Genomic DNA, 23,605 nt, shown 5'->3' on the forward strand with positions numbered 1-23,605 from the left:
TGCATGCAGCGTTGCCTGCATCCGTCTGCGCCGCAGCATGCACGCAGACGCGCCGGCGTGCATGCTGCGGATATGTGCGTGCTTCCACGTCAAAGGGAATGCACGAACATCAGGTTGACGCTGGTGCCGGCCACCGAGTTCTTCACCTCTACCGGCAGATAGACATTGAAATTCAGCAGGTTTTTGGCATCCAGCCGCCAGGATAGCCCCGGCCCGAGATAGAACTGCATGCGTTTGCTGTCGGGCACACGCTGCCCGTTGGTGCGGTTGTCCTTCAGCTGCTGCAGGTAGTACCCGTTGATGCCCAGGCGCAGTTGCTCGCTGACCTTGACCGAGCTGGCCAGGTTGGCCCACAGCACATCGCCGGCCTGACCATTGCGAAAACGGAATCCCGGGATCGGCGGTACGCCGCCGGCGCGATCGGTGCGGAAGTTGTAGAGATAGTTCAGCCGCATGCTGATCTCCCAGTTGTCGCTGGGCTGCACGGTGAACGCCCAATGCGGCGCCACCGACCAGAATCCGGTGCTCTGGTTGATCGCGACATCGCGATCGAACTTGCCCACCGGAGCGAACGCATCGATTGCGAAGCGCTGGAAGAACAGGACTCGTCCGTTGCGCATCACCGGGTCGATCTGCAGCGCCGGGCCGAAGGAAATGTCGCCCATCCCGAACCCGTTGCCGCGCAACTGCACGGGGCTGTCTGCGGCGAAGGACATGTCGTAATTGACCAGCGGCACGATCGCATTGAGGCTCAGCGACGCGCGCTTCCACCGATAGGGCGTGACGTAGATCAGCTGGGTCAGCAGGACGCTGACACCGACCTTGGGATCGCGGAAGGCGGCCGAATCGTCGCCGCGCGCGTCCTTGATCGCGTCGAAGTCGTAGTGGCGTAGATACTCGATCACCGTCCAGCCCGGCGTCGAGGAGCCGAAGCCATCGAGAAAACTCGTCCCGCCCAGGTTGATGCCCTGCGGCGGTGCAGCGGTTTCCGGCACCGCTTGTGCGGATGCCGCAACGGGCACGCCGGCGCCAAGCAGTGTCAGCAAGGTCAGGACACGGTGCCGGTACGACGGCAACCGTGGCGGTGCAACGGCACAACGGGCAGATGAGCTCACGCGTTCCACTAGGCGATTCTCCAATGCGATGGATGGATGACTGCGGCGCGACGTGGGGGAGGAAAGCGGTGCTGCGGTACGCGGCGGCGGCGAACGCGCCGTCTGTGCGTCGTTGAATCGGTGCGAGGCAGCGATCAGTCAGCGCCGATGCGCATCAGCAAGGCGCCAAGCCGCTGCTTGAACAACCAGCGCCCCTGCTCCAGTACCAGCACGTCGTCGAAACTGCCGAGCAACGCAGGCGATTGAGCCGTCCAGGGCGGCGCCGTCGAGGTGTCTGCAGCGGTGTAGAGCAGGACCTTGCTGTGCGCATGCGCCAGGGTCGGCGACTGGATGCTGACCAGGGTGTTGAGCATCAGGTGACAGGTCGTCCGCGGCGGGCGGGCGCGGAACGATTGCAGAATCGCCTCGCGTCCGTGCACCGGCAGCTCCGGCGCACTGGGGCGGGCGAACACGCCGTCGGCAGTGAACAATGCGGCGAGCCCGTCGTGATCGTGTCGATCGTTGAGCAGTGCGAATTGGCGAATCGCCTGCTCGCAGGCAATGATGATCGATGCATCGTTGGGCATGCAGCCTCCTCGGGGTGTTGCTGAAAAAACCGACACGCCTGGTCAGCGACGGCAGCGCACGCGCCGCCGGCCGGACCGGGCCGCCATCACGCGTCCTGCAGCCAGTCGCGCATTGCTGCACTGACGGCCGCGGGCGCTTCCAGCGGCGCCATATGCCCGCTGTTTTCGAAGACCACCAGCCGTGCGTGCGGGATCTGCTGCGCCATCTGCTGGTGCTGGGCCAAGGGGCTCCAGACGTCCTGCCGACCCACGCCCAGCAAGGTCGGGCAGCGGATCTGTGCCAGCACCGGCGCGGCATCGGGGCGCTCCAGCAGGGCTTCGATCTGGCCGGCGTAGGTCTGTACGCTATGCCGCTGCACCATCGCCATCATTGGGTTCATCAGCCCGGCATCGGCGTGCCGGTCCGGATGCAGCATCGGCGGCAGCCATTGCCGTGCCAGCGCCTGCATGCCTTGCGTCTGCGCAAGCCGCACCAGCGCCGCGCGCTGCTCACGCTCGCCGTCGCGTCGTGGCGCAATACCGGTGTCCAGCAAGGCCAGGCGCTGCACGCGTTGCGGCGCCTGGCGCACGATCTCCAGCGCCACCCGCCCGCCCATCGAATGGCCCGCCACCGCGAACTGCGGCGGAGCGACGGCCAGTACGTGTACTGCCATCTGCACGATGCTGTCGAAGCCGGCGAAGTCCAGCACCTGCACCTCGGCCAGATCGCTCAGCGCCGCGCGTTGCGGCTGCCAGATGCTGGCGTCGCAGAGCAGGCCGCAGAGCAGCAGCAGGCCGGGCTTGGACGAACGGGTGGTGGAAGATGACATGGCTCGACTGTAGCCACGCCGGCTTCGCCCGTCGTATGGAACATGCTGCCCGCGCTATAAGCGTATCGACATACCAACACATGACCGACGCCATGCGCGTCGGCCGTCAGGCGATCACGCGCTGCCGGAGGCGCGCTTCCACAGCACATCGACCAGCGGCGGCAACGTGCCGGCCAGCCCGAGCACCGACCCGCGCAACAGGGTCAGATGCATGTCGTCGTTGGAAAACACCGTGTTGATCGCATCGAAGCCATACGCGGCCACGGTGTTCTCGCTACGCCGGGTGCGCGACCAGCGCTGCAGCCGATGCGGGGCGGCCCAGTCCGCACGCCTTGCCAGCGCATTGCGCACTTCATCGCGCAACGCAACGACATCGCGCAGGCCCAGATTGACGCCCTGCCCGGCCAGCGGATGCACCACATGCGCGGCATCGCCCAAGGTCAGCACGCGGCCGCTGACGTATTGCTCCACCAGTTGCCGTTGCAGCGGAAACGCCGTGCGCGCGGAGACCACACGCACCTGCCCCAGCCGCGCCGCGAAGGCCTGGGTCAGCTCGCGCGAGAAGTCGGCATCGTCCAGCGCCAGCACGCGCGCGGCCTCGGCATCCGGCAAGGTCCATACGATCGAACTGCGGCCATCGGCGAACGGCAGGAATGCCAGCGGGCCGGTGGTCAGGAAACGCTGCCAGGCAGTGGCCTGATGCGGCTGTTCGGTCTCCACGAAGGCGACCACGCCGCGCTGCGCGTAGGCATGCCGCGACACCGGCAGACCGGCGAGCTCGCGCAAGGTCGATGCGGCGCCATCGGCAGCGATGGCCAGCGCCGCTTCCAGGCGGCTGCCATCGTCCAGGCGCAGGCGCACGCTGTGTGCATCCTGCTCCAGCTCGACCACGCGTGCCGGGCAATGCACCTCGATGCCGGCCGCGTGCACGGCGGCCCACAGGCGATCGACCAGCACCGCGTGTTCGATGATCCAGCCGAGTTGTTCGCGGCCCAGGGTGTCGGCATCGAAGCTCAGCTCGCCACCACCGGCCGCATCCCAGACCCGCATGCGCCGGTACGGCTGCACGCGGGCAGCGCGTACCAACGCCCAGACGCCCAAGCTGTCGAGCAATGCGGCATTGTCGGCGGCAAAGGCATAGACGCGTAGATCGGGCTGGTCGGCCCGCCAACGCGCGGGCTCGCGGCCTTCGACCAGGGCCACGCTCAGGCCGGCATCGGCCAGCGCCAGCGCGCAGGCGGCACCGACCACGCCACCGCCAACGATCAAGGCATCACGATTACCACGGCGGCTCATGCGACGCCCCTGCACAACTGCGGCACATCGCCCCGGAAACCCATCGCCCCGCCGACCAGCATCGACTGCAGCGGCGCCGCCTGCGAGGTGGCGAGCAGGCCGAGGCTGCGCAACGGCCGCAGCAACGGCGCCGGATTCCCGGTAAGCCGCGCCAGCCCGCTGGAAAACCCGATGGTCTGCTCGCGGTCCACGCGTCGGCGTGCCAGGTAACCGGCCAGCAATGCGCCGGCCCCGGCATCGCTGCGATCGTGCTCGATCAATTCGGCCAGCGTCAGTGCATCGCGCAAGCCGAGGTTGAAGCCTTGCGCGCCGATCGGATGCAGCGTCTGCGCGGCGTTGCCGAGCAGCACCACGCGCTCGGCGACCAACTCGTTGGCCAGCACCTGCACCAGCGGGTACGCGCTGCGCTCGCCGCTGGCGACAAAGCGCCCGGCGCGCCATCCAGCCGCCCGCTGCAACCTGGCCAGCCATCCGGTCTCGTCGAGCGCGGCCACCGCCTCGGCCTCGGCGCGCGCCACGCAGTGGATCGCGCCGTAATGGCGGTCGCCGCGCGGCAACAGCGCAGTCGGCCCGTGCTCGCCGAAGCGCTCCCAGGCGGTGCCATCCGGTGGGCGGGAGGCACGCACCCGCGCCACGAACAAGGTCTGCAGGAAGTCGTGCGCATCGCTGCCGATATGCAGCAGCTCGCGCACTGCGCTATGGGTGCCGTCGGCGCCCACCACCAGCCGCGCCTGCAGGCGTTGCTCACCATCAGCGGTGGCGATCCGCAGCGCGCGCAGACCGTCCTGTACCGGCTCGACCCCGATGCAGCGTGCCGGGCGATAGCGGCGCAGCCGGGTCAGCTCGTCCAGGCGTGCCTGCAAGGCCTCGCCGAAATCGCGCGCCACCACCACCTGGCCGAAGCTGTCGCGGCCGTAATCGGCCGCGTCCAACTGCACACGGCCGAAGTCGCCGGCCCGGCTGACGTGGATGCGCCGGATCGGCCCAGGGGCGCTGCGCAGCTTGGCCATCACCCCCAGCACGCTCAGCGCATTGACGGTGGCGGCGGCAAAACTCAGATTGCGCTGGTCGAACACCGCTGGCGGCGTGCCGGCCGGGGTGGCTTCCACCAGCCCGACATCCAGGCCGATGCGGTCCAGCGCAATCGCCAGGCTGGAGCCGACCAGGCCGCCGCCGACGATCAGAACGTCATGTGGATGTGTCATTGCCACATGATAAGCCTTCGCCCATGACCCGTTGCCGCGAACGGGTGGGACAGCTTGCCGCGCCCTAGCTGGTCTGACGCGGCCGGCTGCTCGCGCAGGGAGCGCTGCCGGCCCTGCCCGGTGCAGGACGCATCCGGGCACCCACCGATTTGCGTCCGTCGTGTCCAGCAACGGGGGCGGCCAGGCGGGCCACCGCAAGGCCGCCGATGGCGCGGGCGCGCCGGGTTCCACGCTACACTCGCCAGCCTGTGATCCGGCCACCTCCGCGCATGACTCCTCGCTCGCACGACACCCTGGTTTTGAGTCTGCTTGCCGTCCTGATGGCGGCCACGCGGATCAATCACTTCGCGCCGATCCCGGACGCGTCCTGGGCGGTGTTCTTCATCGGCGGCTTCCATCTGGCCGAGCGCACCAGGCTGGCGTTCCCGCTGCTGATGCTGCTGGCAGTGGCGGTGGATTGGCTGGTGATCACCAGCCAGGGCCTGAGCTTCTGGCAGCACTACTGCGTGTCGCCGGCGTACTGGTGCCTGATCCCGGCGTATTTCGCGCTATGGGCCGGCGGCATGTGGCTGCGTCGGCAGTACCACGGCGCGCAGTGGAGCGCGCTGGCCCGGCTGGTGCCGGCGCTGCTGCTCTCGGTGGCGCTGTGCCAGTTGATCGCCCAGGGCAGCTTCTACTGGATCAGTGCCAGCGTGGCCGAGCCGACCGTGACCGGCTGGTTCAAGAACTACACCGACTGGCTGGGGCCGTATCTGCGCAGCGCCGCGCTGTATGTCGCCGCTGCCGCGGCGATCCAGGTGGCCGCCGAGCGCCTGACCAGCGCGCCCGGCCAGACCCAGGCCGGCTGAGATGGGCAACCGGCTCTCGCGGATCTATACGCGCACCGGCGACGACGGCAGCACCGGGTTGGGCGACGGCAGCCGTACCGGCAAGGATGCGCTGCGGGTCAACGCCTACGGCACCGTGGACGAGGCCAACTCGGCCATCGGCGTGCTGCTGGCTGCCCCCGGCGTGCCGGAACCGATCGCCGGGCTGCTGACCACCATCCAGCACCAGTTGTTCGATCTGGGCGGCGAGCTGTGCATCCCCGGCCATGCCGCGATCGATAGCGCCGATATCGATGCGCTGGAGCGCCAGCTGGACCTTTTCAACGACACGCTGCCCCCGCTGAAGGAGTTCATCCTGCCGGCCGGGGGCGAGGCCGCTGCGCGCTGCCACCTGGCCCGCACCATCGTGCGCCGGGCCGAGCGCGAGACCGTTGCGCTGTCGCGCCAGGAGACCGTGCGCAGCGAGGCGATCGGTTACCTGAACCGGCTGTCCGACCTGCTGTTCGTGCTGGCGCGCGTGCTGGCGCGCGCCGATGGCCAGCAGGAAGTGCTGTGGCGGCACGACCGCCGGCGCGGCTGACCTGCACATGGCACGGCGGACAGGCTAGATTTGCCCCATGTTGGTCTTTACCCATCCCGCCTGCCTCGGGCACGACGCCGGCCCCGAGCATCCCGAAAGCCCCGCCCGCCTGGAAGCGGTGGTGGAGGCACTGCGCGACGCGTTCCCGGACCTGGACTGGCGCGAGGCGCCGCTGGCCAAGCTCGGCGACCTGTGCCGGGTGCATGAGCGCGAACAAGTCGACGCGGTGCTGGAAACCGCCTTCGAAGGCCACCACCGGCTCGACGTGGACACCGTGATGTCGCCCGGCTCGCGCGCGGCGGCGTTGCGCGCGGCCGGGGCCGGCATCGCCGCGGTGGACGCGGTGATGCAGGACGCCACCCGCACCGCCTTCTGCGCCGTGCGCCCACCCGGGCACCATGCCACCGCGCAGGTGTCGATGGGCTTTTGCCTGTTCAACAATATTGCCGTGGCCGCCGCGCACGCGCGCGACCGGCATGGGCTGGAACGGATCAGCATCGTGGATTTCGACGTCCACCACGGCAACGGCACGCAGGCGATCTTCGAACGCGACCCGAGCGTGCAGTATCTCAGCACCCACCAGTCCGGGCTCTATCCGCACTCGGGCAGCGTTTACGAGCGCGGCATCGGCAACATCCACAACCTGCTGCTGCAACCAGGCAGCGACGGGCTGCGCTTCCGCAACGTGTGGGAAGACGAGATGCTGCCGCTGGTGGATGCCTTCCGCCCGCAGCTGATCCTGATCTCGGCCGGCTTCGATGCGCATCTGCGCGATCCGCTGGCCGATCTGATGCTCGATGCCGACGACTTCGCCTGGCTGACCGGCGCGCTGCGCACCCTGGCCGAGCGGCATGCCCGTGGCCGGGTGGTGTCCATGCTGGAAGGCGGCTACGACCTGCAGGCCTTGCGCGAAAGCAGCGTGGCGCACGTGGCCGCGCTGCGTTGAACCCTACCGGCGCCTTGCTCGCGCCCCCCATCGCGATGAACCTCGCCCTCCCGACCAGGGAGCTCTTCATTGCCCCTATGCGGGGTATACGGCAAGCTAGTCGCCATTTTATTGGTTGAATCACGCGTGCGCCGAGTTCTCCGCCTGCTGCCCCTGCCTTTGAGCATCGCCATCTGCCTCCCGGCCATGGCTGCCGACAAGCCGTTGAACTGGGGACTGTGCCCGGCCGTGGATCCGCTGCCAGGCTTCGACGGCGCGCCCGCCGCAGATGCCAAGGCCGCCGAAATGCGCCAGCAGTTGCCGACCGACATCGAAGGCGACCAGCTGTCCGGCACCAGCACCACCCCGCAGTACCAGGGCAATGTGGCGCTCAAGCGCGGCGACCAGTTCCTGGGCGCCGACAACCTGCGCATGGACACCGAGACCGGCAACTACATCGCCGAAGGCCATGTCCGCTACCAGGACACCTCCTTCCGCATGGTGGCCGACCGCGCCGAAGGCAATCAGGACACCGACGCCCACAAGGTCACCAACATCCAGTACCAGCTGGTGGACCGGCGCGGCAACGGCGCGGCCGAGTCGGTGGACCTGCAGGGCCAGGTCGGGCAGATGCACCGCTCGACCTATACCACCTGCGATCCCTCGCAGCCGATCTGGCGCGTGCGCGCGCCGGAGATCGACGTCGACAACGAAGAAGGCTTCGGCACCGCCCGCAACGCCGTGCTGCAGATCGGCAAGGTGCCGGTGCTGTACTTCCCCTGGTTCAAGTTCCCGATCGACGACCGTCGCCAGACCGGCCTGCTGTTTCCGCAATTCGGCCTGTCCGGCCGCAATGGCTTCGACTACCTGCAGCCGATCTACCTGAACCTGGCGCCGAACTACGACGCGACCCTGCTGCCGCGCTACATGAGCAAGCGCGGTTTCATGTTCGGCACCGAGTTTCGCTACCTGTACGAAGGCGGTCGCGGCGAGATCACCGGCAACTACCTGCCCAACGACAAGTTGCGCGACAAGGATCGCGGCAGCGTCTTCTATAGCGGCTATCACAACGTCAACAAGTACTGGCAGGCGCGCGCCAGCATCTCCTGGGTCAGCGACACCCGCTATGTGGAAGACTTCACCAGCCGCCTGAACGGCATGGGCTCGGCCTCCAGCCTGCAGAGCACCGTGGGCATCTACGGTACCGGCGAAACCTGGACCGCCGGCCTGATGGCCGATCGCTGGCAGCTGACCGACTACACGCTGGACGAGCAGGCACTGCCCTACAACCGCCAGCCGCGCGCGTATTTCACCTGGGACAAGCCATTCGGCATCTTCGAGGCCGGCGTGTACGCCGAAGCGGTGCGTTTCAACCACGACGACTCTTACTTTGTCAGGCCTCCGACCGACGGGAACACCAACGGTGACGACGGCGATGATTACGTGCGCACCAACATCCGCAACAAGGAATACGGCAGCGGTTCGCGCTTTGACATCAAGCCCTATATCTCGATGCCGCTGTCCGGCGCAGCCTGGTTCTTCACTCCGACCGTGGCATGGCGCTACACCGCGTATCAGCTGGATTCGACGCTGGCCAACACCGCGCCGCTGACCGGCGACCGTTCTCCGTCGCGCAGCCTGCCGATCGCATCGGTGGACGCCGGTCTGTATTTCGACCGCGAGACCTCGGTATTCGGCACCAACTATCTCAATACGCTGGAACCGCGCATGTACTACCTGTACGTGCCGTACCGCGACCAGGACGATCTGCCGGTCTTCGATACCCGCCCGTTCACCTTCAGCTACGGGCAGTTGTTCCGCGACTCACGCTACACCGGCGCCGACCGTCAGAACGATGCCAACCAGCTGACCCTGGCAGTGACCTCGCGCTGGCTGCGCCAGGACGATGGCCGCGAGAAACTGTCGCTGAGTGCGGGCCAGATCCTGTACTTCAACGACTCGCTGGTCACCATCAACAACAGCACCAACACTGCCACCGGCGGCAGCGAGCAGCCGATCGAGCAGGGCAAGTCCGCCTGGGTGGCCGATGCCAACTACATGATCAACGACCGCTGGTCGATGGGCGCCACCTATCAATGGAACCCGAATTCGCGTAAGGAAGATCTAGCCAGCCTGCGTACGCGCTACCTGCTCAACAACGACGGCATCATCAATCTGGCGTATCGCTACCGTCGCAACCTGATCGATGACAGCGACCAGCTCAAGCAGGCCGACTTCTCCTTCCTGTACCCGATCAACCCCAGCTGGAGTGCGGTCGGCCGTTATTACTATTCGCTGCTGGACCGCAAGCCGCTGGAAATCATCGGTGGCGTGCAGTGGGACAGCTGCTGCCTGGCGGTACGCGCGCTGGTGCGCCGGTTCGTGCGCAACCGCAATGGCGAGATGGACAACTCCATCCAGGTGGAGTTCGTGCTGAAGGGCCTGAGCTCGTTCGGGCAGAATACGGACCGCACTTTGCGCCGTGCTATTCTCGGCTATTACCGCGACGACCTGTACCTGGTCCCGCCCAGCAATACCACGACTAATCCGGACGATTACGATCCGAACTTGATTCCATGACCAAGCCTTTCTCTGTTGTTCTTGCCTCGCTGCTGGTACTCACCAGCACGCTCTCGCCGTTGGCCTCGGCACAGCAATCCCAGCCGCTGGATCGCATTGCCGCCATCGTCGATGAAGACGTGGTGCTGCAGAGCGAGCTCGATCGCGCCGTACGCAACGTCAAGTCGCAGTACGCCGGCCGGGAAAACCAGCTGCCGCCGGACGATGTCCTGCAGCGCCAGGTGCTGGAGCGTCTGGTTCTGGTCAAATTGCAGGTCGGTCGCGCCGATGGCAGCGGTATCCGCGTCAGCGACGAGGAACTCAACCGGGCCATTGCCAGCATCGCCCAGCAGAACGGCACCACTGTCGATGGCCTGCGCCAGAAACTGGCGGCCGACGGCATGGGCTATGGCGATTTCCGTGCTTCGGTGCGCGACGAAATCATCGTGCAGCGCTTGCGTCAGAGCTTTGCGCAGAGCCGCATCAGCGTGAGCGAAGGTGAAGTGGACACTGCGCTGGCGCAGCAGGCCACCACCGGCAGCCAATATCACCTGGCGCACATCCTGGTCGGCCTGCCGGAAGGCGCGACGGCCGATCAGATCGCCACCGGCCAGAAAAAGGTCGATGGCGTGAAGGCATTGATCGACAAGGGCGAGCTGGACTTCTCGGCAGCGGCAGTGCGGTATTCCGACAGCCCGAACGCGCTGGAAGGCGGCGACCTGGGCTGGCGCAGCCTGGACGAGATCCCCAACGCATTCGCCCAGCTGATCCGCGACATGCAGCCCGGCCAGGTCGCCGGTCCGTTGCGCGGCCCGAGCGGTTTCCAGTTGCTCAAGCTGGTGGAAATGCGCGACGCCAATGCCGGCGGCGAAAAGAAGCTGGTCACCGAATACAACGCACGTCACATCCTGGTGCGCATCAACGACAGCCAGACCGAAGCGCAGGCCAAGGCCAAGATCGACACGCTGCGTGCGCGCATCGTCGGTGGCGCCGATTTCCAGGCCACCGCGAAGGAGTCGTCCGAAGACACCAACAGCCGTGGCCAGGGTGGTGATCTGGGCTGGTTCCCGGCCGACGCATTCGGCCCGGACTTCGGCAAGCAGGTCGAAGGCCTGGCCGACGGCGCGGTGTCCGAGCCGTTCCGCACCCAGGCGGGTTGGCACATCGTGCAGCGCGTGGGCAGCCGTCAGACCGACGTCAGCGCCGAAAGCCAGCGTGCGCAGATCCGTGAAACGATCGGCCGCCGCAAGCTGGAAGAAGAGTACAACCGCTATCTGCAGGAACTGCGTGGCGAAGCCTACGTGAGCTTCCGCACCGGCGACCGCGCCGACGGCGATGCCAGTGCCGCTCCGGCCAAGCCAGCCGATCCTGCGGCGCCTGCCGCACCGACGCCGCCGCCGGCACAGCCGACGCGCTGATTCGATGCTCCCGTCGCTCGCGCTGGTGCCAGGCGAGCCGGCCGGGATCGGGCCGGAACTGTGCGTCCGGCTCGCCCAGCGGCCGCGCTCGGATGCCCACCTGATCGCCTACGCCGACCCGGACACCCTGCACAGCGCCGCAAAGGCGCTGTCTTTGTCTGTGCGGCTGCTCGATCCGGACCAGCGCGCCCGCGCGCCCGGTGACCTGCCGCTGCATCCGATCCGTCAGGCGGTGCCGACCCGTTTCGGCACCGCGGACCCCGCCAATGCGGCGGCGGTCATTGCCGGCCTGCGTGGCGCTGCCGGCGACTGCCTGTCCGGCAAGCTGCAGGGCATCGTGACCGGTCCGGTGCACAAGGCGGTGATCAATGCCGGCGGCATTCCCTACACCGGCACCACCGAGCTGCTGGCCGAGCAGGCGGGCTGCCCGGTGGTGATGATGCTGGCCAATGCCATCGTGCGCGTCGCCCTGGTGACTACCCATCTGCCGCTGCGCGCAGTAGCCGATGCGATCACTGCCGACGCGGTGGCGCGCTGCCTGCGCATCACCGACGCCGCGATGCGACGCGACTTCGGCCTGGAGCGCCCGCGCATCGCGGTGCTGGGCCTCAATCCGCATGCCGGCGAAGATGGGCACCTGGGCCGGGAGGAACTGGACGTCATCATCCCGGTACTGGGGCAGCTGCGCGGCGACGGCATGCAGCTGATCGGCCCGCTGCCCGCCGATACCGCATTCTTGCCGCAAAAGCTCAGCGGCTTCGATGCGGTGGTGGCGATGTATCACGACCAGGGCCTGCCGGTGCTCAAGTACAGCGGCTTCGAGCAGGCGGTCAACATCACGCTCGGCCTGCCCTATCCGCGCGTGGCGGTCGATCACGGCACCGCGCTGGAGCTGGCCGGGCGCGGTATCGCCGACCCGTCCAGCCTGATGGCGGCGACCGAGCTATGCGCGCGCCTGGCCGCACGCGGCTGAGCGAGGCCTGATTGCCAACAATCGACGGGGCACAGCGTGCACGCAGCCCGTCTGGCGTGCCGGCGATGCGCAGAACCGGCACCGCGTGCAGGCGCTGCCACGTTAAACTGCGCACATGAATCATTCTTTCAGCGCACCGGCCAAGAAGTCGCTTGGCCAGCACTTTCTTGCCGACCGGTATTACATCGACCGCATCGTGCAGGCAGTGGACCCGCGCGCCGGCCAGCACCTGGTCGAAATCGGCCCTGGTCAGGGCGCGATCACCTTTCCGCTGCTGCGCAAGCACGGCGCACTGACCGTGATCGAATTCGACCGCGACCTGATCGCACCACTGACCGACGCGGCCGCACCGATCGGCGCGCTGAGCATCATCCATCGCGATGTGCTCAGTGTGGATTTCACTGCACTGGCCGATGGCACGCCGATCCGGCTGGTCGGCAACCTGCCCTACAACATCTCCTCGCCGATCCTGTTCCATGCGCTGGACCATGCCGGTGCGGTAGCCGACATGCACTTCATGCTGCAAAAGGAAGTGGTCGACCGCATGGCCGCCGGCCCCGGCAGCAAGGTGTACGGGCGCTTGAGCGTGATGCTGCAGGCGTATTGCGAGGTCACCGCACTGTTCGTGGTGCCGCCGGGCGCATTCCGGCCGCCGCCGAAGGTGGACTCGGCGGTGGTACGGCTGGTGCCGCGCGATCCGGCCACGGTACAGATCAGGGATCGGCGGCGCTTTGCCGACGTCGTGCGCGCCGGCTTCGGCCAGCGTCGCAAGACCCTGCGCAATGCCTTGTCCAACGTCTGCGAGCCCGCCCACTTCGAGGCCGCGCAGGTGCGTCCGGATGCTCGCGCAGAACAACTCGAGGTCGCGGATTTCATCCGCCTGGCCAATGTCGAGCCGGCTTGAGCGCCGCTCCCACACGGTTTTATTTAGACTTTCCGCATGCACGATGATCCGCGCTACCGGGTCGAGGTCGAGGTGTCGCCCCGCTTCCTCGCCCATCAATCGACCCCCGACGAAGGCCGCTATGCCTTCGCCTACAGCATCCGCATCCAGAACGCGGGGGCCATGCCTGCGCGCCTGATCGCGCGCCATTGGCAGATCACCGACGCCAACGGACGCACCGAACGGGTGGATGGCGAAGGCGTGGTCGGCGAACAGCCCTGGCTGCGTCCCGGCGAGGCGTTCAGTTACACCTCCGGCGTGCTGCTGGAGACCGAGCAGGGACAGATGCAAGGTCATTACGACATGGTGGCCGACGATGGCACCGAATTCACCGCCCCGATCGCCGCCTTCGTGCTGAGCGTACCCAGGACGCTGCACTGATGGATGCTGGACTGATGGAGCGCACGCGATGAGCGTCTGGGCAATTGGCGACCTGCAGGGGTGTTACGACATCACCCAGCGCCTGCTGGAAAAAATCAACTTCGACCCCGCGCAGGACACCCTGTGGTTCTGTGGCGACCTGGTCAACCGTGGCGGTCAATCGCTGGAAACGCTGCGCCTGGTGCATTCGCTGCGCGCGCATAGCGTGGTGGTGCTGGGCAACCATGACCTGTCGCTGCTGGCGATCGGCGCGCGTTCGGAAGAGGAACAGCGCAAGGTCAACCCGGATCTGCTGCGCATCGTGCTGGCCGAGGACCGCGACCTGCTGCTCGACTGGCTGCGGATGCAGAAGCTGGCGCACGTGGACCGCGAACTGGGCTGGATGATGATCCATGCCGGGCTGGCGCCGAAATGGACCACGCAGATGGCCGAGAAACATGCGCGCGAGGTCGAGCAGCAACTGCAGGGCGGCGGCTATCGCAAACTGCTGCGCAACATGTACGGCGATCAGCCGGGCTGGTCGCCGGGCCTGAGCGGGTACGACCGCAGCCGCGCAATCATCAACCTGTTCACGCGCATGCGCTATTGCACCCCGCGCGGGCGCATTGCCACCGACGACAAGGGCACGCCGGGTACCCAGGCGCAGGGCCTGTATCCCTGGTTCGAAGTACCGGGCCGGGTCGAGCGCGATCTCAAGATCGTCTGTGGGCATTGGTCCGCACTCGGGCTGACCATCACCCAGGGCGTGCATGCCATCGATACCGGTGCGGTATGGGGCGGCAAACTCACCGCCTTGCAGCTGGATACCGACGAACTGCGCGTGGTGCAGGTGCCGGGAATCCCGATCACGCAGCCGTCGAAGACCGCACAGCGCAGCCGGCCACCGCGCCGCCGGCAACGCCAGCGTGGCGGAGACAATGCGAACGCAGGCACCGGCTCCGCCACTTCCAGTGCCGCCCCGCCCGCTGCCGCTGCGGACTAAGTAACGCGCGTGGCGGCGCACTGCCGCAGCATGCCGGGGTAATGCCTCGGCGCTTGCGAATCAGCCTGATCCTGCATCCGCCACGTGACTGGCACGCTTGCACATTGGGCCTTTCGGCACGCAAGCGCATCGATTTGCATCGCTGTCTCGAAACCGCCGGAATGCACGCCCTCGGCAGCACCATCGTGCATGTGCGGCTAAGTGAGCTCAGCGCCGCTGATAGTCCACGTAATCGAATGCGAAGGCATGCCGCGTATCGGCCGCATGCGACGCGCGTTGCACCGGTTCCCACACGGCCGGGTCGATCGGTGGAAAGTAGGTGTCGGCCCGTTCCACGGTGGTGTCCACTTCGGTGACAGCCAGCAGGTCCGCACGCTCCATGGTCAGGCGATAGACCTCGCCGCCACCGATCACGCACAGCTCCTGTGCACCTGCCGCCTCGGCCTGCGCAATCGCCTCATCGAGCGACGCCACCGCCTGCATGTCTGCGAACGGCACCCGCCCCGAACGCGTCAGCACCAGGTTCAATCGCCCCGGCAAGGCACGCCCCAGCGACTGCGCGGTCTTGCGCCCCATCAGGATCGGCTTGCCCACGGTCAGCGCCTTGAAGCGCTTGAGATCGTCCGGCAACTTCCACGGCAATTCGTTGTCGCGGCCGATGGCATTGTTGCGGTCGAAGGCGACGATCAGGATAAGTTTCATGCAGCGGACGATATCCCTTCGAACATCAAATCAATGTGTGGCATCACTCGCCAGCCAAGCGACGCTCACACCGCCACCGGCGCCTTGATTGCCGGATGCGGGTCGTAACCCTCGATGGCGATGTCCTCGAAGCGGAACGCGAACAGGTCGGTCACGGCGGGATTCAGGCGCAGGCGCGGCAGCGCGCGCGGTGTGCGGGTCAGTTGCTCGCGCGCCTGCGCGAAGTGATTCGAATACAGGTGCGCATCGCCCAGCGTGTGCACGAAATCGCCCACGCCCAGGCCGGTGGCCTGCGCCACCATGTGCGTCAGCAGTGCATAGCTGGCGATATTGAACGGCACACCGAGAAAGATGTCGCCGCTGCGCTGATACAGCTGGCAGCTGAGCTTGCCGTTCACCACATAGAACTGGAACAGGCTGTGGCACGGCATCAAGGCCATCTGCGGCAGCTCGCCGACATTCCAGGCGCTGATCACCAGCCGGCGCGAATCCGGGTTGCGCTTGATCTCGTCCACCAGCCATTGCATCTGGTCGATCTCGACGCCGTCCGGGCCGGTCCAGCGCCGCCACTGCTTGCCGTAAACCGGGCCGAGATCGCCGTTGTCGTCGGCCCATTCGTCCCAGATGCGGACCTGGTGGTCCTTGAGATAGCCGATGTTGGTGTCGCCCTGCAGGAACCACAGCAGCTCATGGATGATCGAGCGCAGGTGCAGCTTCTTGGTGGTGACCAGCGGAAAGCCATCATTGAGGTCGAAGCGCATCTGCCAGCCGAACACGCTGCGCGTGCCGGTACCGGTGCGATCGGACTTCTCGGCGCCGTGTTCCAGCACATGCTGCAGCAGGTCCAGATAGGGCTTCACTTGGCCGCCTCCGCGCCCGCGGTCTGCGCCAGCATCGGCTGCAGCACCGGCGCGCGGCGCGACATCGCCAGCAACACCAGGCCGCCGATGATCAACGGCAGGCTCAGGATCTGCCCCATCGTCAGCCAGTTGAAGGCCAGGTAGCCGATCGGTGCATCCGGCACGCGCACGAATTCCACGATGAAACGGAACACGCCGTACAGCAGCGCGAACATCCCCGACACCGCATAGCGTGCGCGCGGCTTCATCGAGAAGGTCCACAGCACCACGAACATCACCACGCCTTCCAGCGCCGCCTCGTAGAGCTGCGAAGGATGCCGCGCGAACTGGTTCAACGCACCGGCGGCGTACTGCGCCTGGAGTTCTGCCGGCAACCTGCCGGCCAGTTCCGGCGCAAGCGGGAAGATCACGCCCCAGCCGGCATCGGTGAACTTGCCCCACAGCTCGCCGCCGACGAAATTGCCAAGCCTCCCGAAGCCCAGGCCCAGCGGCACCAACGGCGCCACGAAATCCATCACGTCGAAGAAGTGCAGCCGGTGCTTGCGCGCCCACAGCCCGCAGGCAATCAGCACGCCCAGCAGGCCGCCGTGGAAGCTCATGCCGCCCTGCCACACCTTGAACAGGATCAACGGGTTGGCCAGCAGGCTGTCGAACGCATAGAACAGCATGTAGCCGATGCGCCCGCCCAGCACCACGCCGAGCATGCCGTAGAACAACAGGTCGGAAAATCCGTCCATGTCCACGCCCGGCAGGCGGCCGCGCAGGATACGCGAGCGCCCCAGTGCCCAGGCAGAGAAGAACGCAGCCAGGTACATCAACCCGTACCAGTGCACCTGCACCGGTCCAAGCGAGAAGGCGATGGGGTCGATGGCGTGCAGATAGATCATGCGGACCGCGGATCACAAAAAAGCGAGGCGTCTATTCTGACACCTCGCACGCGTTCAGCCTAAGAGCTGGGGACGATCGGGCAGCTCATCTTCATGCTGGGAGCCGGCAGCGGCAGGAAAATGCTCGGTCAACAGTTCGGTCACCGCCTCGATTCCGGCCAGCACCGCCGCCTCGTGCTCGCCCTCGCGCAGGAACTGCTGCATGCGCCGGCACACCTCGGCCCACTGCGCCTCCGGCACCCGGCTGCGCAGCCCACGGTCGGCGACCACTTCGATGGCGTGGTCGGCCAGCAGCAGATACAGCAGCACCCCGTTGTTGGCTTCGGTGTCCCAGGTGCGCAATTGCGCGAAGGCCTGCTCGGCACGCTGGCGCGCGGTGTGACCGCGCCATAGCGCGCTCAGCGGTAGGTCGGCTTCCACCGCCACCATGACCTGGCCGGTATGGGTGCGCTCGCTGGCGGCAACCGCCGCGGCGATCGCGTCCATGCAGCTGGCCGGGAAACTGCGCTGCGCCGAGGGCGCGAAGACATGCCTGAGCCACCGCATTACCAGCTCCCCGAGGCGCCACCGCCTCCCGATGATCCGCCACCACCACCCCAGCCGCCGCCACCGAAACCGCCGCGGCCACCGCCTCCAAAGCCACCGAATCCACCACCGCCCCAGCCACCGCCGCCGACAAAGCGCCCCGGCGAACCGGACGCCAGGCCGGCCAGCAGCCCGATCACCGCAGCGCCGGCGCTGGCGAACAGCAGCGAGGTAAACAGCAAGGCGGCGCCACCGGCGGCGACGCCGGTCAGCAGCGCGCGCAGCGGCCGTGGCAGGGCACCAAGAATGCCGCGCGCCACCATCGCGACCACAAAACCGATGAACAAGGCCATGATCCAGCCGCCGCCATCCGAGCCATTGCCCGCGCCGCCATCGGCGTGCCCGCTGACCGGCGCGGGCAAGGCCTCGCCCTCGATCAGGCCGGCCAGCGTCGCAGTCGCCGCACTGATGCCACCGGCGTAGTCGCCCTCACGGAAGCGCGGCGCCAGATACTCCTGGATGATGCGGTTGGCCGTGATGTCGGGGATCGCGCCTTCCAGGCCGTAGCCGGGCTGGATCCGCACCCGGCGGTCGTCCTTGGCCACCAGCAGCAACACACCGTCGTCCACGCCCTTGCGGCCGATCTTCCACTGGTCGAACACGCGCTGGGTGTACTGCTCGATCGGCTCCGGCTGCGTTGTCGGCACGATCAGGACCTGCAACTGCGCGCCCTTGCGCTGCTGCAAGGCCAGCGCCTGCTGCTCGAGTTGCCGGGTCTGCGTGGCGTCCAATGTGCCGGTGGTATCGACCAGGGGCGAACGCAGTGGCGGAATGGCTGCCAGATCCTGCGCCAGCAGCGAGGCCGGCAACAGCAACAGCGCCAACATCCAGAACACCCGCATGTAGTTCTTCCGCATTCGCAACTCCTGGCTGATTAGCACTGACACGTCATCGGCACTGGCTTGACTGATCCTTCTCCCTGCGGAAGAAGCTGCCCGAAGGGGCGGATGAGGATGCGAGCGAAGCCTCGTGTGAATGAATAACGCACAGGTTTCGCCTAGTACCCTCCCCCGCACCGCGCCCCAGCCCTCGTTAGCAGCGTGGCCGCTCCAAGGCACGTGCGCCAGCGGCGCGCAAGCCGTGCCTTATCGCCCCCAAGGCAGAGAGGCTTGATGTGCCGCTCCTGAAAGTTGGCATTGATCCAACTGACGATCGATGGGTTGCCATCGCAAACCTAACGATTGCCTCGACATGCCGTGCGGCACATTGCGCAGTATTTGGTACTGCGCAATGTGCATGTGTTTACTGCGCGGGCTGCGGTTGCTGCGCAGGTTGCTGCTGCGGCGCCTGCTGATTACCGAAATCCACCTGCGGTGCGCGCGAAATCTGCGCCTCGTTTTCCACGCTGAAATTGGGCTTGGGCTGGTAGCCGAAGATCTTGGCGGTGATCACCTGCGGAAACGAACGGATGTAGGTGTTGTACTCCTGCACCGTCTGGATGTAGCGACCGCGCGCCACGGTGATGCGGTTTTCGGTGCCTTCCAGCTGCACCTGCAGATCGCGGAACGACTGGTCGGATTTCAGCTGCGGATAGTTTTCGCTGACCACCAACAGGCGCGACAGTGCGCTGCCGAGTTCGCCCTGCGCCTGCTGGAACTGCTTGAGCGAGGCTTCGTCGTCGGCATTGACCTGGATCTGCCCGACCCGCGAGCGCGCATTGGTCACCTCGGTCAGCACCTGGCGCTCCTGCTGGGCATAGCCCTGCACGGTGCGCACCAGATTGGGAATCAGGTCGGCGCGACGCTGATACTGATTCAGCACCTCCGACCAACCTGCCTTGACGCCTTCTTCCTTCTGCTGGATCGCGTTGTAGCCGCAACCGGACAGCGAGACGGTCAGGATCAGCAACACCAGGGCGCGAATCAGGACGGGCATGCAGGCGATTCCGTTGAAAGAGAGCCGCAGCATGCCACGCGGCGAGTCAAGCCGGCATGCACGCGTGCGCCTGGCAGGCGATTCGGCCAGGCAAGATGACGCCCGGCCATCGGCAGAAGCAGTCGCTGCATGCCGCGTGACAGGTTGATACGTCAGCTGGCGCGATCCGGTGCGTCCCATCGCAACGAAGGTCTCCATGCACCTGCCAATCCAGTCGCCTACAGAAGCCGACTGGCGGCTGCGCGTCGCGCAGCCCACACTCTTCAGAGCAAGCGCGGCAGCAGGATCAGTCCCCAGCACAGCAGCACATTGATCAGCAGCAGGAACACCGCAGCCGAGCCCATGTCCTTGGCGCGGCCGGCCAGCACGTGGTGCTCGGGGCCGTAACGTTCGATCACCGCCTCGATGGCCGAGTTCAGCAGTTCGGCGGCCAGCACGATCAGCAACGGCGCGATCAGCGCAATGCGTTCCAGGCCGGACTGGCCAAGCCACAGCCCCAGCGGCAGCAGCACTACCGCCAGGCACACCTCCAGCCGAAACGAGGATTCGTGCAGCCATGCCGCGCGCAGGCCCTGCCATGACCAGACCGCTGCCTTGAGCATGCGGCGCGGACCGCGTGGCACGTGTCCCAGTTGATCGGCCATGCGTCAGTGCTTCCGGCCGCAAGGGCATATCTGGGGACGGCTCGAACGCATGGCGTGGTCACTGCTGGGGAAAGTGCGAATCTTGCACCGTCGTGTAGCGCGCCGCCAGGGCGTGACCAGGTGCCGCAACAGCTGGCGTTGGGCCTGCAAGGCCGTCAGATGCTGCCGCATGGCGCAATCTTTTCCACATTGCCGGTGCAGGCCCGGCGGCAGGCTCTGCGAGCAACCCGTGGCAGGCGCTGGACGCCCGCCGGTTTGCCCTGGGCTTACAGCCTGTCGCACCATGGTGGTCCGCTTCACTGTCGCAGGTTCTTTCGCATGACCAAACATCCCTTGCGCACGCTGCTGTGCGCGCTTGCCTTGTTGTCCGGCCACGTCCACGCCGCCGCCCCGCACACCGCGCCACAGATACCGGCGCAGGTGTCCAACGCCGCCTGGGAAGACGACATGCGGCGCTTTTCCGACAGTGATGCGCAACAACCGCCGCCCAAGCACGGCATCGTCTTCGTCGGCAGTTCGTCGATCCGTTTCTGGGACACGCTGGCCCAGGATTTCCCCGGCATGCCGGTGATCAATCGCGGCTTCGGCGGTTCGGAAGTGCGCGACAGCACCTGGTACGCCGATCGCATCGTGGTCCCGTATGCGCCGCGCCAGGTGGTGCTGTATGCCGGCGACAACGATCTCAACAGCGGCCGCACGCCGCAGCAGGTGCGCGACGACGTGCTGGCATTCGTGCAGCGCATCCGCCGTGATGTGCCCACCGCGCGCATCAGCTATCTGTCGATCAAACCCAGCCCGTCGCGCGCGCATCTGCTGCCTTCGATCGTCACTGCCAACCGCCTGATCAAGGACGCACTCGCGCCGCTGCCGCGCGTGGACTACGTGGACGTATACACGCCGATGCTCGACGCCGACGGCAAACCGCGCGCCGAGCTGTTTCGCCAGGACATGCTGCATATGACCGCCGATGGCTATGCCATCTGGCGCAAGGCGGTGGCCCCGGTGTTGGAGCAGAAGTAGCGCCCTGCGGATCGATCTGGCGAGGCGCTTGCCAGATCGGTCGATCAATTGCGGCAAGCGATCCTGCAGATGCAGCTGGCCTCTGCGGTGGATCGCCACAGCGCGCGGGATCAATGCAGCGCAGTCGAAAACACCATCATCGCAACCGCAAACAGCGCCCCAGGCGCATGCAGCGCGCCTGCCTCGTCAGCAGACGATTCCAGGCGACCCGCATGTCGCTAACGCCACCACGACCTCAGGCCACCACCACTGCAACCGAGGTGCCGACACCGGACTCGCTATGCAGCTCGATCCGCCAGCCGAAGCGATCGCACAGGCGGCGCACGATCGACAGGCCCAGACCGGTGCCCTGCGGGCGGGTGGGATCGGCGCGGAAGAACGGCTCGAATGCGCGCGCGCGCGCTTCCTCGCTCATGCCGATGCCGGTATCGCGCACGATGATGCGGTCCTGGGTGACTTCCACCTCGATGCTGCCGGTGTCGGTGTAGGCGCAGGCATTGCGCAGCAGGTTGCTGAGCACCACGCGCATCACCCGCGGCGGGGCGAACATCTGCAGGCTGCGGTCGCCAACCATCGTCAGGGACACCGGCTTGTCGCCCAGCAGTTCGCGGGCGCTGTCGACTTCCTCGCTGGCCAGTTCGGCGGCATCGAAGGTTTCGCTTTGCGGGTCGATCTCGGCCTCGCGCGCCAGGATCAGGAAGGCGTCGATCACCGCTTCCATGTCGCGGCCGGCACGCTGGATCCGGCGCAGGCTGCGCTGGGTGCGCTGCGACAGTTCGTCGTCGGCCAGCGCCATGTCGCTGGCCACCCGGATCACCGTCAACGGTGTGCGCAGCTCATGGCTGGCATCGCGCGTGAAATTGCGCTCCCGTGCGACATGGTCGCTGACCCTCTGCCCCAGCGCATGCAGCGCGGCGGCCAATTGCCGCGTCTCACCCTGCAGATCGGCAGGCAACCGCTCCGGCGCCAGTTCGTCGACATCGGGATTGCGCGGATCCCACTGCGACACGCGCCGCGCCAGCCAGCTGATCGGCGAGACCAGCCGCTTGGAAATCCGGTAGGTCACCCAGAACACGCCATAGATCGCCAGCAGCACCAGCATCGCCGGCACCACCCCGAACCAGAGTGTCAGGTGCGCCGCGCGCGAGCGTGGGAACACCAGGTACAAGCGCCCTTCCGGACGTTGGTCGACATACACCAGGGCGTCGGCGGCGGCCACTTCGCTGAAGCCCGGCGACAACTGCCGCAACGCCGCGGGCGCAGGATCGCGGCCCTGGCCGGCGGGCGAAAAATAGCCCTGGATGTTGCGTGTATTCGGCGGCGGATTGCTCGGCGCGCTCTTGTGCAGGCGCCAGAAATGCACTGCCTCGTCGGCAAGCACGGTGCGCACCAGGCTGTACTTGATCACGAAGGACAGCAGATAGCCGCCCAGCACGATCGCCAGGCTCGCCAGGGCGACCTGCAGCAGGAAGGCGAGACGTATTTTTCGTGGAAGCCCGTGCGGCATTGCTGCATCCAGGGGAGAGCGCCGGATTATAGGCAACGCTTCCGTAAGCCCGTCGTGCAGCCAGACGGCAGCACGCGGAAGCGACAGGCGCGTGGGCGCCTAGAGGAGGTGACCGGCCGCCAGAACGGCGGCCGGCCGGTGACATCAGGCCATCGGCTGGGCGATGTCGGCGATGCGATAGCCGGCGCTCTGCACGGTGTGCAGCAACGGACGGTCGAACGGCTTGTCGATGATCTTGCGCAGGTTGTACAGATGGCTGCGCAGGGTGTCCGAATCCGGCAACCCGTTGCCCCAGATCTCGCGCTCGATTTCCTGGCGGGTGACCACCCGCGGCGACTCGCGCATCAGGATGGTGAGCAGGCGCAGGCCGATCGGCGAGAGCTGCAGCTCGGTGCCGGCGCGGGTGGCGCGCATGCTGACCGGATCGAGCACCAGGTCGGCGACCTTGAGCACTTCCGAACCGACCTGGCGGCGCTCGCGGCGGATCAGGGCACGCAGGCGCGCTTCCAGTTCCTGGATCGCAAACGGCTTGGTCAGGTAGTCGTCGGCACCGAAACCCAGGCCGGTGAGCTTGTCGTCCAGCGTGTCGCGGGCGGTCAGCATCAGTACCGGGGTGGACTTGCGTGCGTCGTTACGCAGGCGGCGACACACTTCGATGCCGTCCAGACGTGGCAGCATGAGATCCAGCACGACCACGTCGTAGCTGTTCTCGGCGGCCAGACGGTAGCCGTCGAGTCCGTCCTGCGCATAGTCGACCTCGAAGCCACGGCCTTCCAGGTACTCGCCGATCATTTCAGAGATATTGCGGTTGTCTTCGACGACCAGCACGAGGCCGGACGTTTCCTTGGTCTGACGCATGGACTTTCCTCGGTCTTCAGCTTTGTGAAACATGCCGGATCGGCAGTGGAAAGGGCGTGAAGACCAACTAACGTTCTGTGACGGCGCG

General features: G+C 66.7%; 24 protein-coding genes. 10 read left to right on the top strand and 14 right to left on the bottom strand.

All coding sequences use genetic code 11. From position 1 onward, the window contains the following. Positions 1 to 89: 89 nt before the first annotated feature. From DYQ94_RS07370 to ubiH, 5 genes are all read right to left on the bottom strand, one after another. On the bottom strand, positions 90 to 1,124 hold the full coding sequence (locus DYQ94_RS07370; RefSeq protein ID WP_160955084.1) for a SphA family protein: 1,035 nt from the start codon (positions 1,122 to 1,124) through the stop codon (positions 90 to 92). Positions 1,125 to 1,249: 125 nt separating this feature from the next. After that, positions 1,250 to 1,681 carry a nuclear transport factor 2 family protein gene (locus DYQ94_RS07375; RefSeq protein WP_104577232.1) on the bottom strand — a complete coding sequence of 144 codons (432 nt, stop codon included), beginning with the start codon at positions 1,679 to 1,681 and terminating at the stop codon, positions 1,250 to 1,252. An 86-nt stretch (positions 1,682 to 1,767) separates the two neighbouring features. Further along, positions 1,768 to 2,490 (bottom strand): alpha/beta fold hydrolase, encoded by a 723-nt coding sequence (locus tag DYQ94_RS07380; protein WP_160955085.1) that lies wholly within the window; start codon positions 2,488 to 2,490, stop codon positions 1,768 to 1,770. A gap of 114 nt (positions 2,491 to 2,604) precedes the next feature. After that, the gene (locus DYQ94_RS07385; RefSeq protein ID WP_160955086.1) at positions 2,605 to 3,786 is read right to left on the bottom strand and encodes a UbiH/UbiF family hydroxylase; all 1,182 of its coding nucleotides are present in this window, start codon (positions 3,784 to 3,786) and stop codon (positions 2,605 to 2,607) included. Then, on the bottom strand, positions 3,783 to 4,991 hold the full coding sequence (gene ubiH, locus DYQ94_RS07390) for a 2-octaprenyl-6-methoxyphenyl hydroxylase (RefSeq protein ID WP_104608411.1): 1,209 nt from the start codon (positions 4,989 to 4,991) through the stop codon (positions 3,783 to 3,785). The genes DYQ94_RS07385 and ubiH overlap by 4 nt, the downstream gene beginning before the upstream one ends. Before the next feature lie 269 nt (positions 4,992 to 5,260). Between ubiH and DYQ94_RS07395 the strand changes: the two genes are divergently transcribed. The 9 genes from DYQ94_RS07395 to DYQ94_RS07435 all read left to right on the top strand — a co-directional run bounded on the left by DYQ94_RS07395 (position 5,261) and on the right by DYQ94_RS07435 (position 14,579). Beyond that, on the top strand, positions 5,261 to 5,839 hold the full coding sequence (locus tag DYQ94_RS07395) for a hypothetical protein (RefSeq protein WP_104608410.1): 579 nt from the start codon (positions 5,261 to 5,263) through the stop codon (positions 5,837 to 5,839). Between the two features lies 1 nt (position 5,840). Beyond that, positions 5,841 to 6,398, top strand: coding sequence for a cob(I)yrinic acid a,c-diamide adenosyltransferase (locus DYQ94_RS07400; RefSeq protein WP_024938278.1), 558 nt, complete (start codon positions 5,841 to 5,843; stop codon positions 6,396 to 6,398). Positions 6,399 to 6,435: 37 nt separating this feature from the next. Next, positions 6,436 to 7,344, top strand: a complete 909-nt coding sequence (locus tag DYQ94_RS07405; RefSeq protein ID WP_046345757.1) for a histone deacetylase family protein — start codon at positions 6,436 to 6,438, stop codon at positions 7,342 to 7,344. 126 nt (positions 7,345 to 7,470) lie between these two features. Further along, a complete protein-coding gene (gene lptD / locus DYQ94_RS07410) occupies positions 7,471 to 9,903 on the top strand; it encodes an LPS-assembly protein LptD (RefSeq protein ID WP_024938280.1) in 2,433 nt (810 codons plus the stop codon). Beyond that, positions 9,900 to 11,300 carry a peptidylprolyl isomerase gene (locus DYQ94_RS07415; RefSeq protein WP_046345755.1) on the top strand — a complete coding sequence of 467 codons (1,401 nt, stop codon included), beginning with the start codon at positions 9,900 to 9,902 and terminating at the stop codon, positions 11,298 to 11,300. The genes lptD and DYQ94_RS07415 overlap by 4 nt, the downstream gene beginning before the upstream one ends. Before the next feature lie 4 nt (positions 11,301 to 11,304). Beyond that, positions 11,305 to 12,273: a 4-hydroxythreonine-4-phosphate dehydrogenase PdxA gene (gene pdxA, locus DYQ94_RS07420; RefSeq protein WP_054591371.1), complete on the top strand. Its 969-nt coding sequence runs from the start codon at positions 11,305 to 11,307 to the stop codon at positions 12,271 to 12,273. 115 nt (positions 12,274 to 12,388) lie between these two features. After that, the gene (gene rsmA / locus DYQ94_RS07425; RefSeq protein WP_024938283.1) at positions 12,389 to 13,177 is read left to right on the top strand and encodes a 16S rRNA (adenine(1518)-N(6)/adenine(1519)-N(6))-dimethyltransferase RsmA; all 789 of its coding nucleotides are present in this window, start codon (positions 12,389 to 12,391) and stop codon (positions 13,175 to 13,177) included. Between the two features lie 36 nt (positions 13,178 to 13,213). Further along, positions 13,214 to 13,597, top strand: coding sequence for a Co2+/Mg2+ efflux facilitator ApaG/CorD (gene apaG / locus DYQ94_RS07430; protein ID WP_024938284.1), 384 nt, complete (start codon positions 13,214 to 13,216; stop codon positions 13,595 to 13,597). A 28-nt stretch (positions 13,598 to 13,625) separates the two neighbouring features. Further along, positions 13,626 to 14,579 (top strand): symmetrical bis(5'-nucleosyl)-tetraphosphatase, encoded by a 954-nt coding sequence (locus DYQ94_RS07435; RefSeq protein WP_160955087.1) that lies wholly within the window; start codon positions 13,626 to 13,628, stop codon positions 14,577 to 14,579. 207 nt (positions 14,580 to 14,786) lie between these two features. Here the strand turns inward: DYQ94_RS07435 and DYQ94_RS07440 are convergent, their stop codons facing one another. From DYQ94_RS07440 to DYQ94_RS07470, 7 genes are all read right to left on the bottom strand, one after another. Next, positions 14,787 to 15,281, bottom strand: coding sequence for a dihydrofolate reductase (locus DYQ94_RS07440; protein ID WP_126967009.1), 495 nt, complete (start codon positions 15,279 to 15,281; stop codon positions 14,787 to 14,789). A gap of 65 nt (positions 15,282 to 15,346) precedes the next feature. Next, complete coding sequence (locus tag DYQ94_RS07445; RefSeq protein ID WP_039530607.1) at positions 15,347 to 16,141, bottom strand: thymidylate synthase; 795 nt, start codon at positions 16,139 to 16,141, stop codon at positions 15,347 to 15,349. Continuing rightward, entirely contained in the window at positions 16,138 to 17,028 is an 891-nt protein-coding gene (lgt, locus tag DYQ94_RS07450; RefSeq protein WP_126967010.1) for a prolipoprotein diacylglyceryl transferase, read from the bottom strand. The genes DYQ94_RS07445 and lgt overlap by 4 nt, the downstream gene beginning before the upstream one ends. Before the next feature lie 54 nt (positions 17,029 to 17,082). Continuing rightward, complete coding sequence (locus DYQ94_RS07455; protein WP_126967011.1) at positions 17,083 to 17,574, bottom strand: TPM domain-containing protein; 492 nt, start codon at positions 17,572 to 17,574, stop codon at positions 17,083 to 17,085. Then, positions 17,574 to 18,470 (bottom strand): TPM domain-containing protein, encoded by an 897-nt coding sequence (locus DYQ94_RS07460; protein ID WP_184428962.1) that lies wholly within the window; start codon positions 18,468 to 18,470, stop codon positions 17,574 to 17,576. Before DYQ94_RS07460 ends, DYQ94_RS07455 begins: the two co-directional genes overlap by 1 nt. A gap of 385 nt (positions 18,471 to 18,855) precedes the next feature. Next, complete coding sequence (locus DYQ94_RS07465; RefSeq protein ID WP_046346231.1) at positions 18,856 to 19,488, bottom strand: LemA family protein; 633 nt, start codon at positions 19,486 to 19,488, stop codon at positions 18,856 to 18,858. 263 nt (positions 19,489 to 19,751) lie between these two features. Then, positions 19,752 to 20,132 carry a diacylglycerol kinase gene (locus DYQ94_RS07470; protein WP_046345747.1) on the bottom strand — a complete coding sequence of 127 codons (381 nt, stop codon included), beginning with the start codon at positions 20,130 to 20,132 and terminating at the stop codon, positions 19,752 to 19,754. A gap of 318 nt (positions 20,133 to 20,450) precedes the next feature. On the opposite strand from DYQ94_RS07470, the gene DYQ94_RS07475 reads away from it, so the two are divergent. Then, positions 20,451 to 21,152 carry an SGNH/GDSL hydrolase family protein gene (locus DYQ94_RS07475; protein ID WP_126965326.1) on the top strand — a complete coding sequence of 234 codons (702 nt, stop codon included), beginning with the start codon at positions 20,451 to 20,453 and terminating at the stop codon, positions 21,150 to 21,152. Between the two features lie 235 nt (positions 21,153 to 21,387). On the opposite strand, the gene DYQ94_RS07480 is transcribed toward DYQ94_RS07475, so the two are convergent. Both DYQ94_RS07480 and DYQ94_RS07485 read right to left on the bottom strand, forming a co-directional pair. Next, positions 21,388 to 22,659 (bottom strand): sensor histidine kinase, encoded by a 1,272-nt coding sequence (locus DYQ94_RS07480; RefSeq protein WP_065032031.1) that lies wholly within the window; start codon positions 22,657 to 22,659, stop codon positions 21,388 to 21,390. Between the two features lie 144 nt (positions 22,660 to 22,803). Further along, positions 22,804 to 23,517, bottom strand: a complete 714-nt coding sequence (locus tag DYQ94_RS07485; RefSeq protein WP_002811889.1) for a response regulator transcription factor — start codon at positions 23,515 to 23,517, stop codon at positions 22,804 to 22,806. Positions 23,518 to 23,605 lie beyond the last annotated feature (88 nt).

It is taken from the genome of Xanthomonas sp. LMG 8993, assembly GCF_009835065.2.
Lineage (GTDB): Bacteria > Pseudomonadota > Gammaproteobacteria > Xanthomonadales > Xanthomonadaceae > Xanthomonas > Xanthomonas arboricola.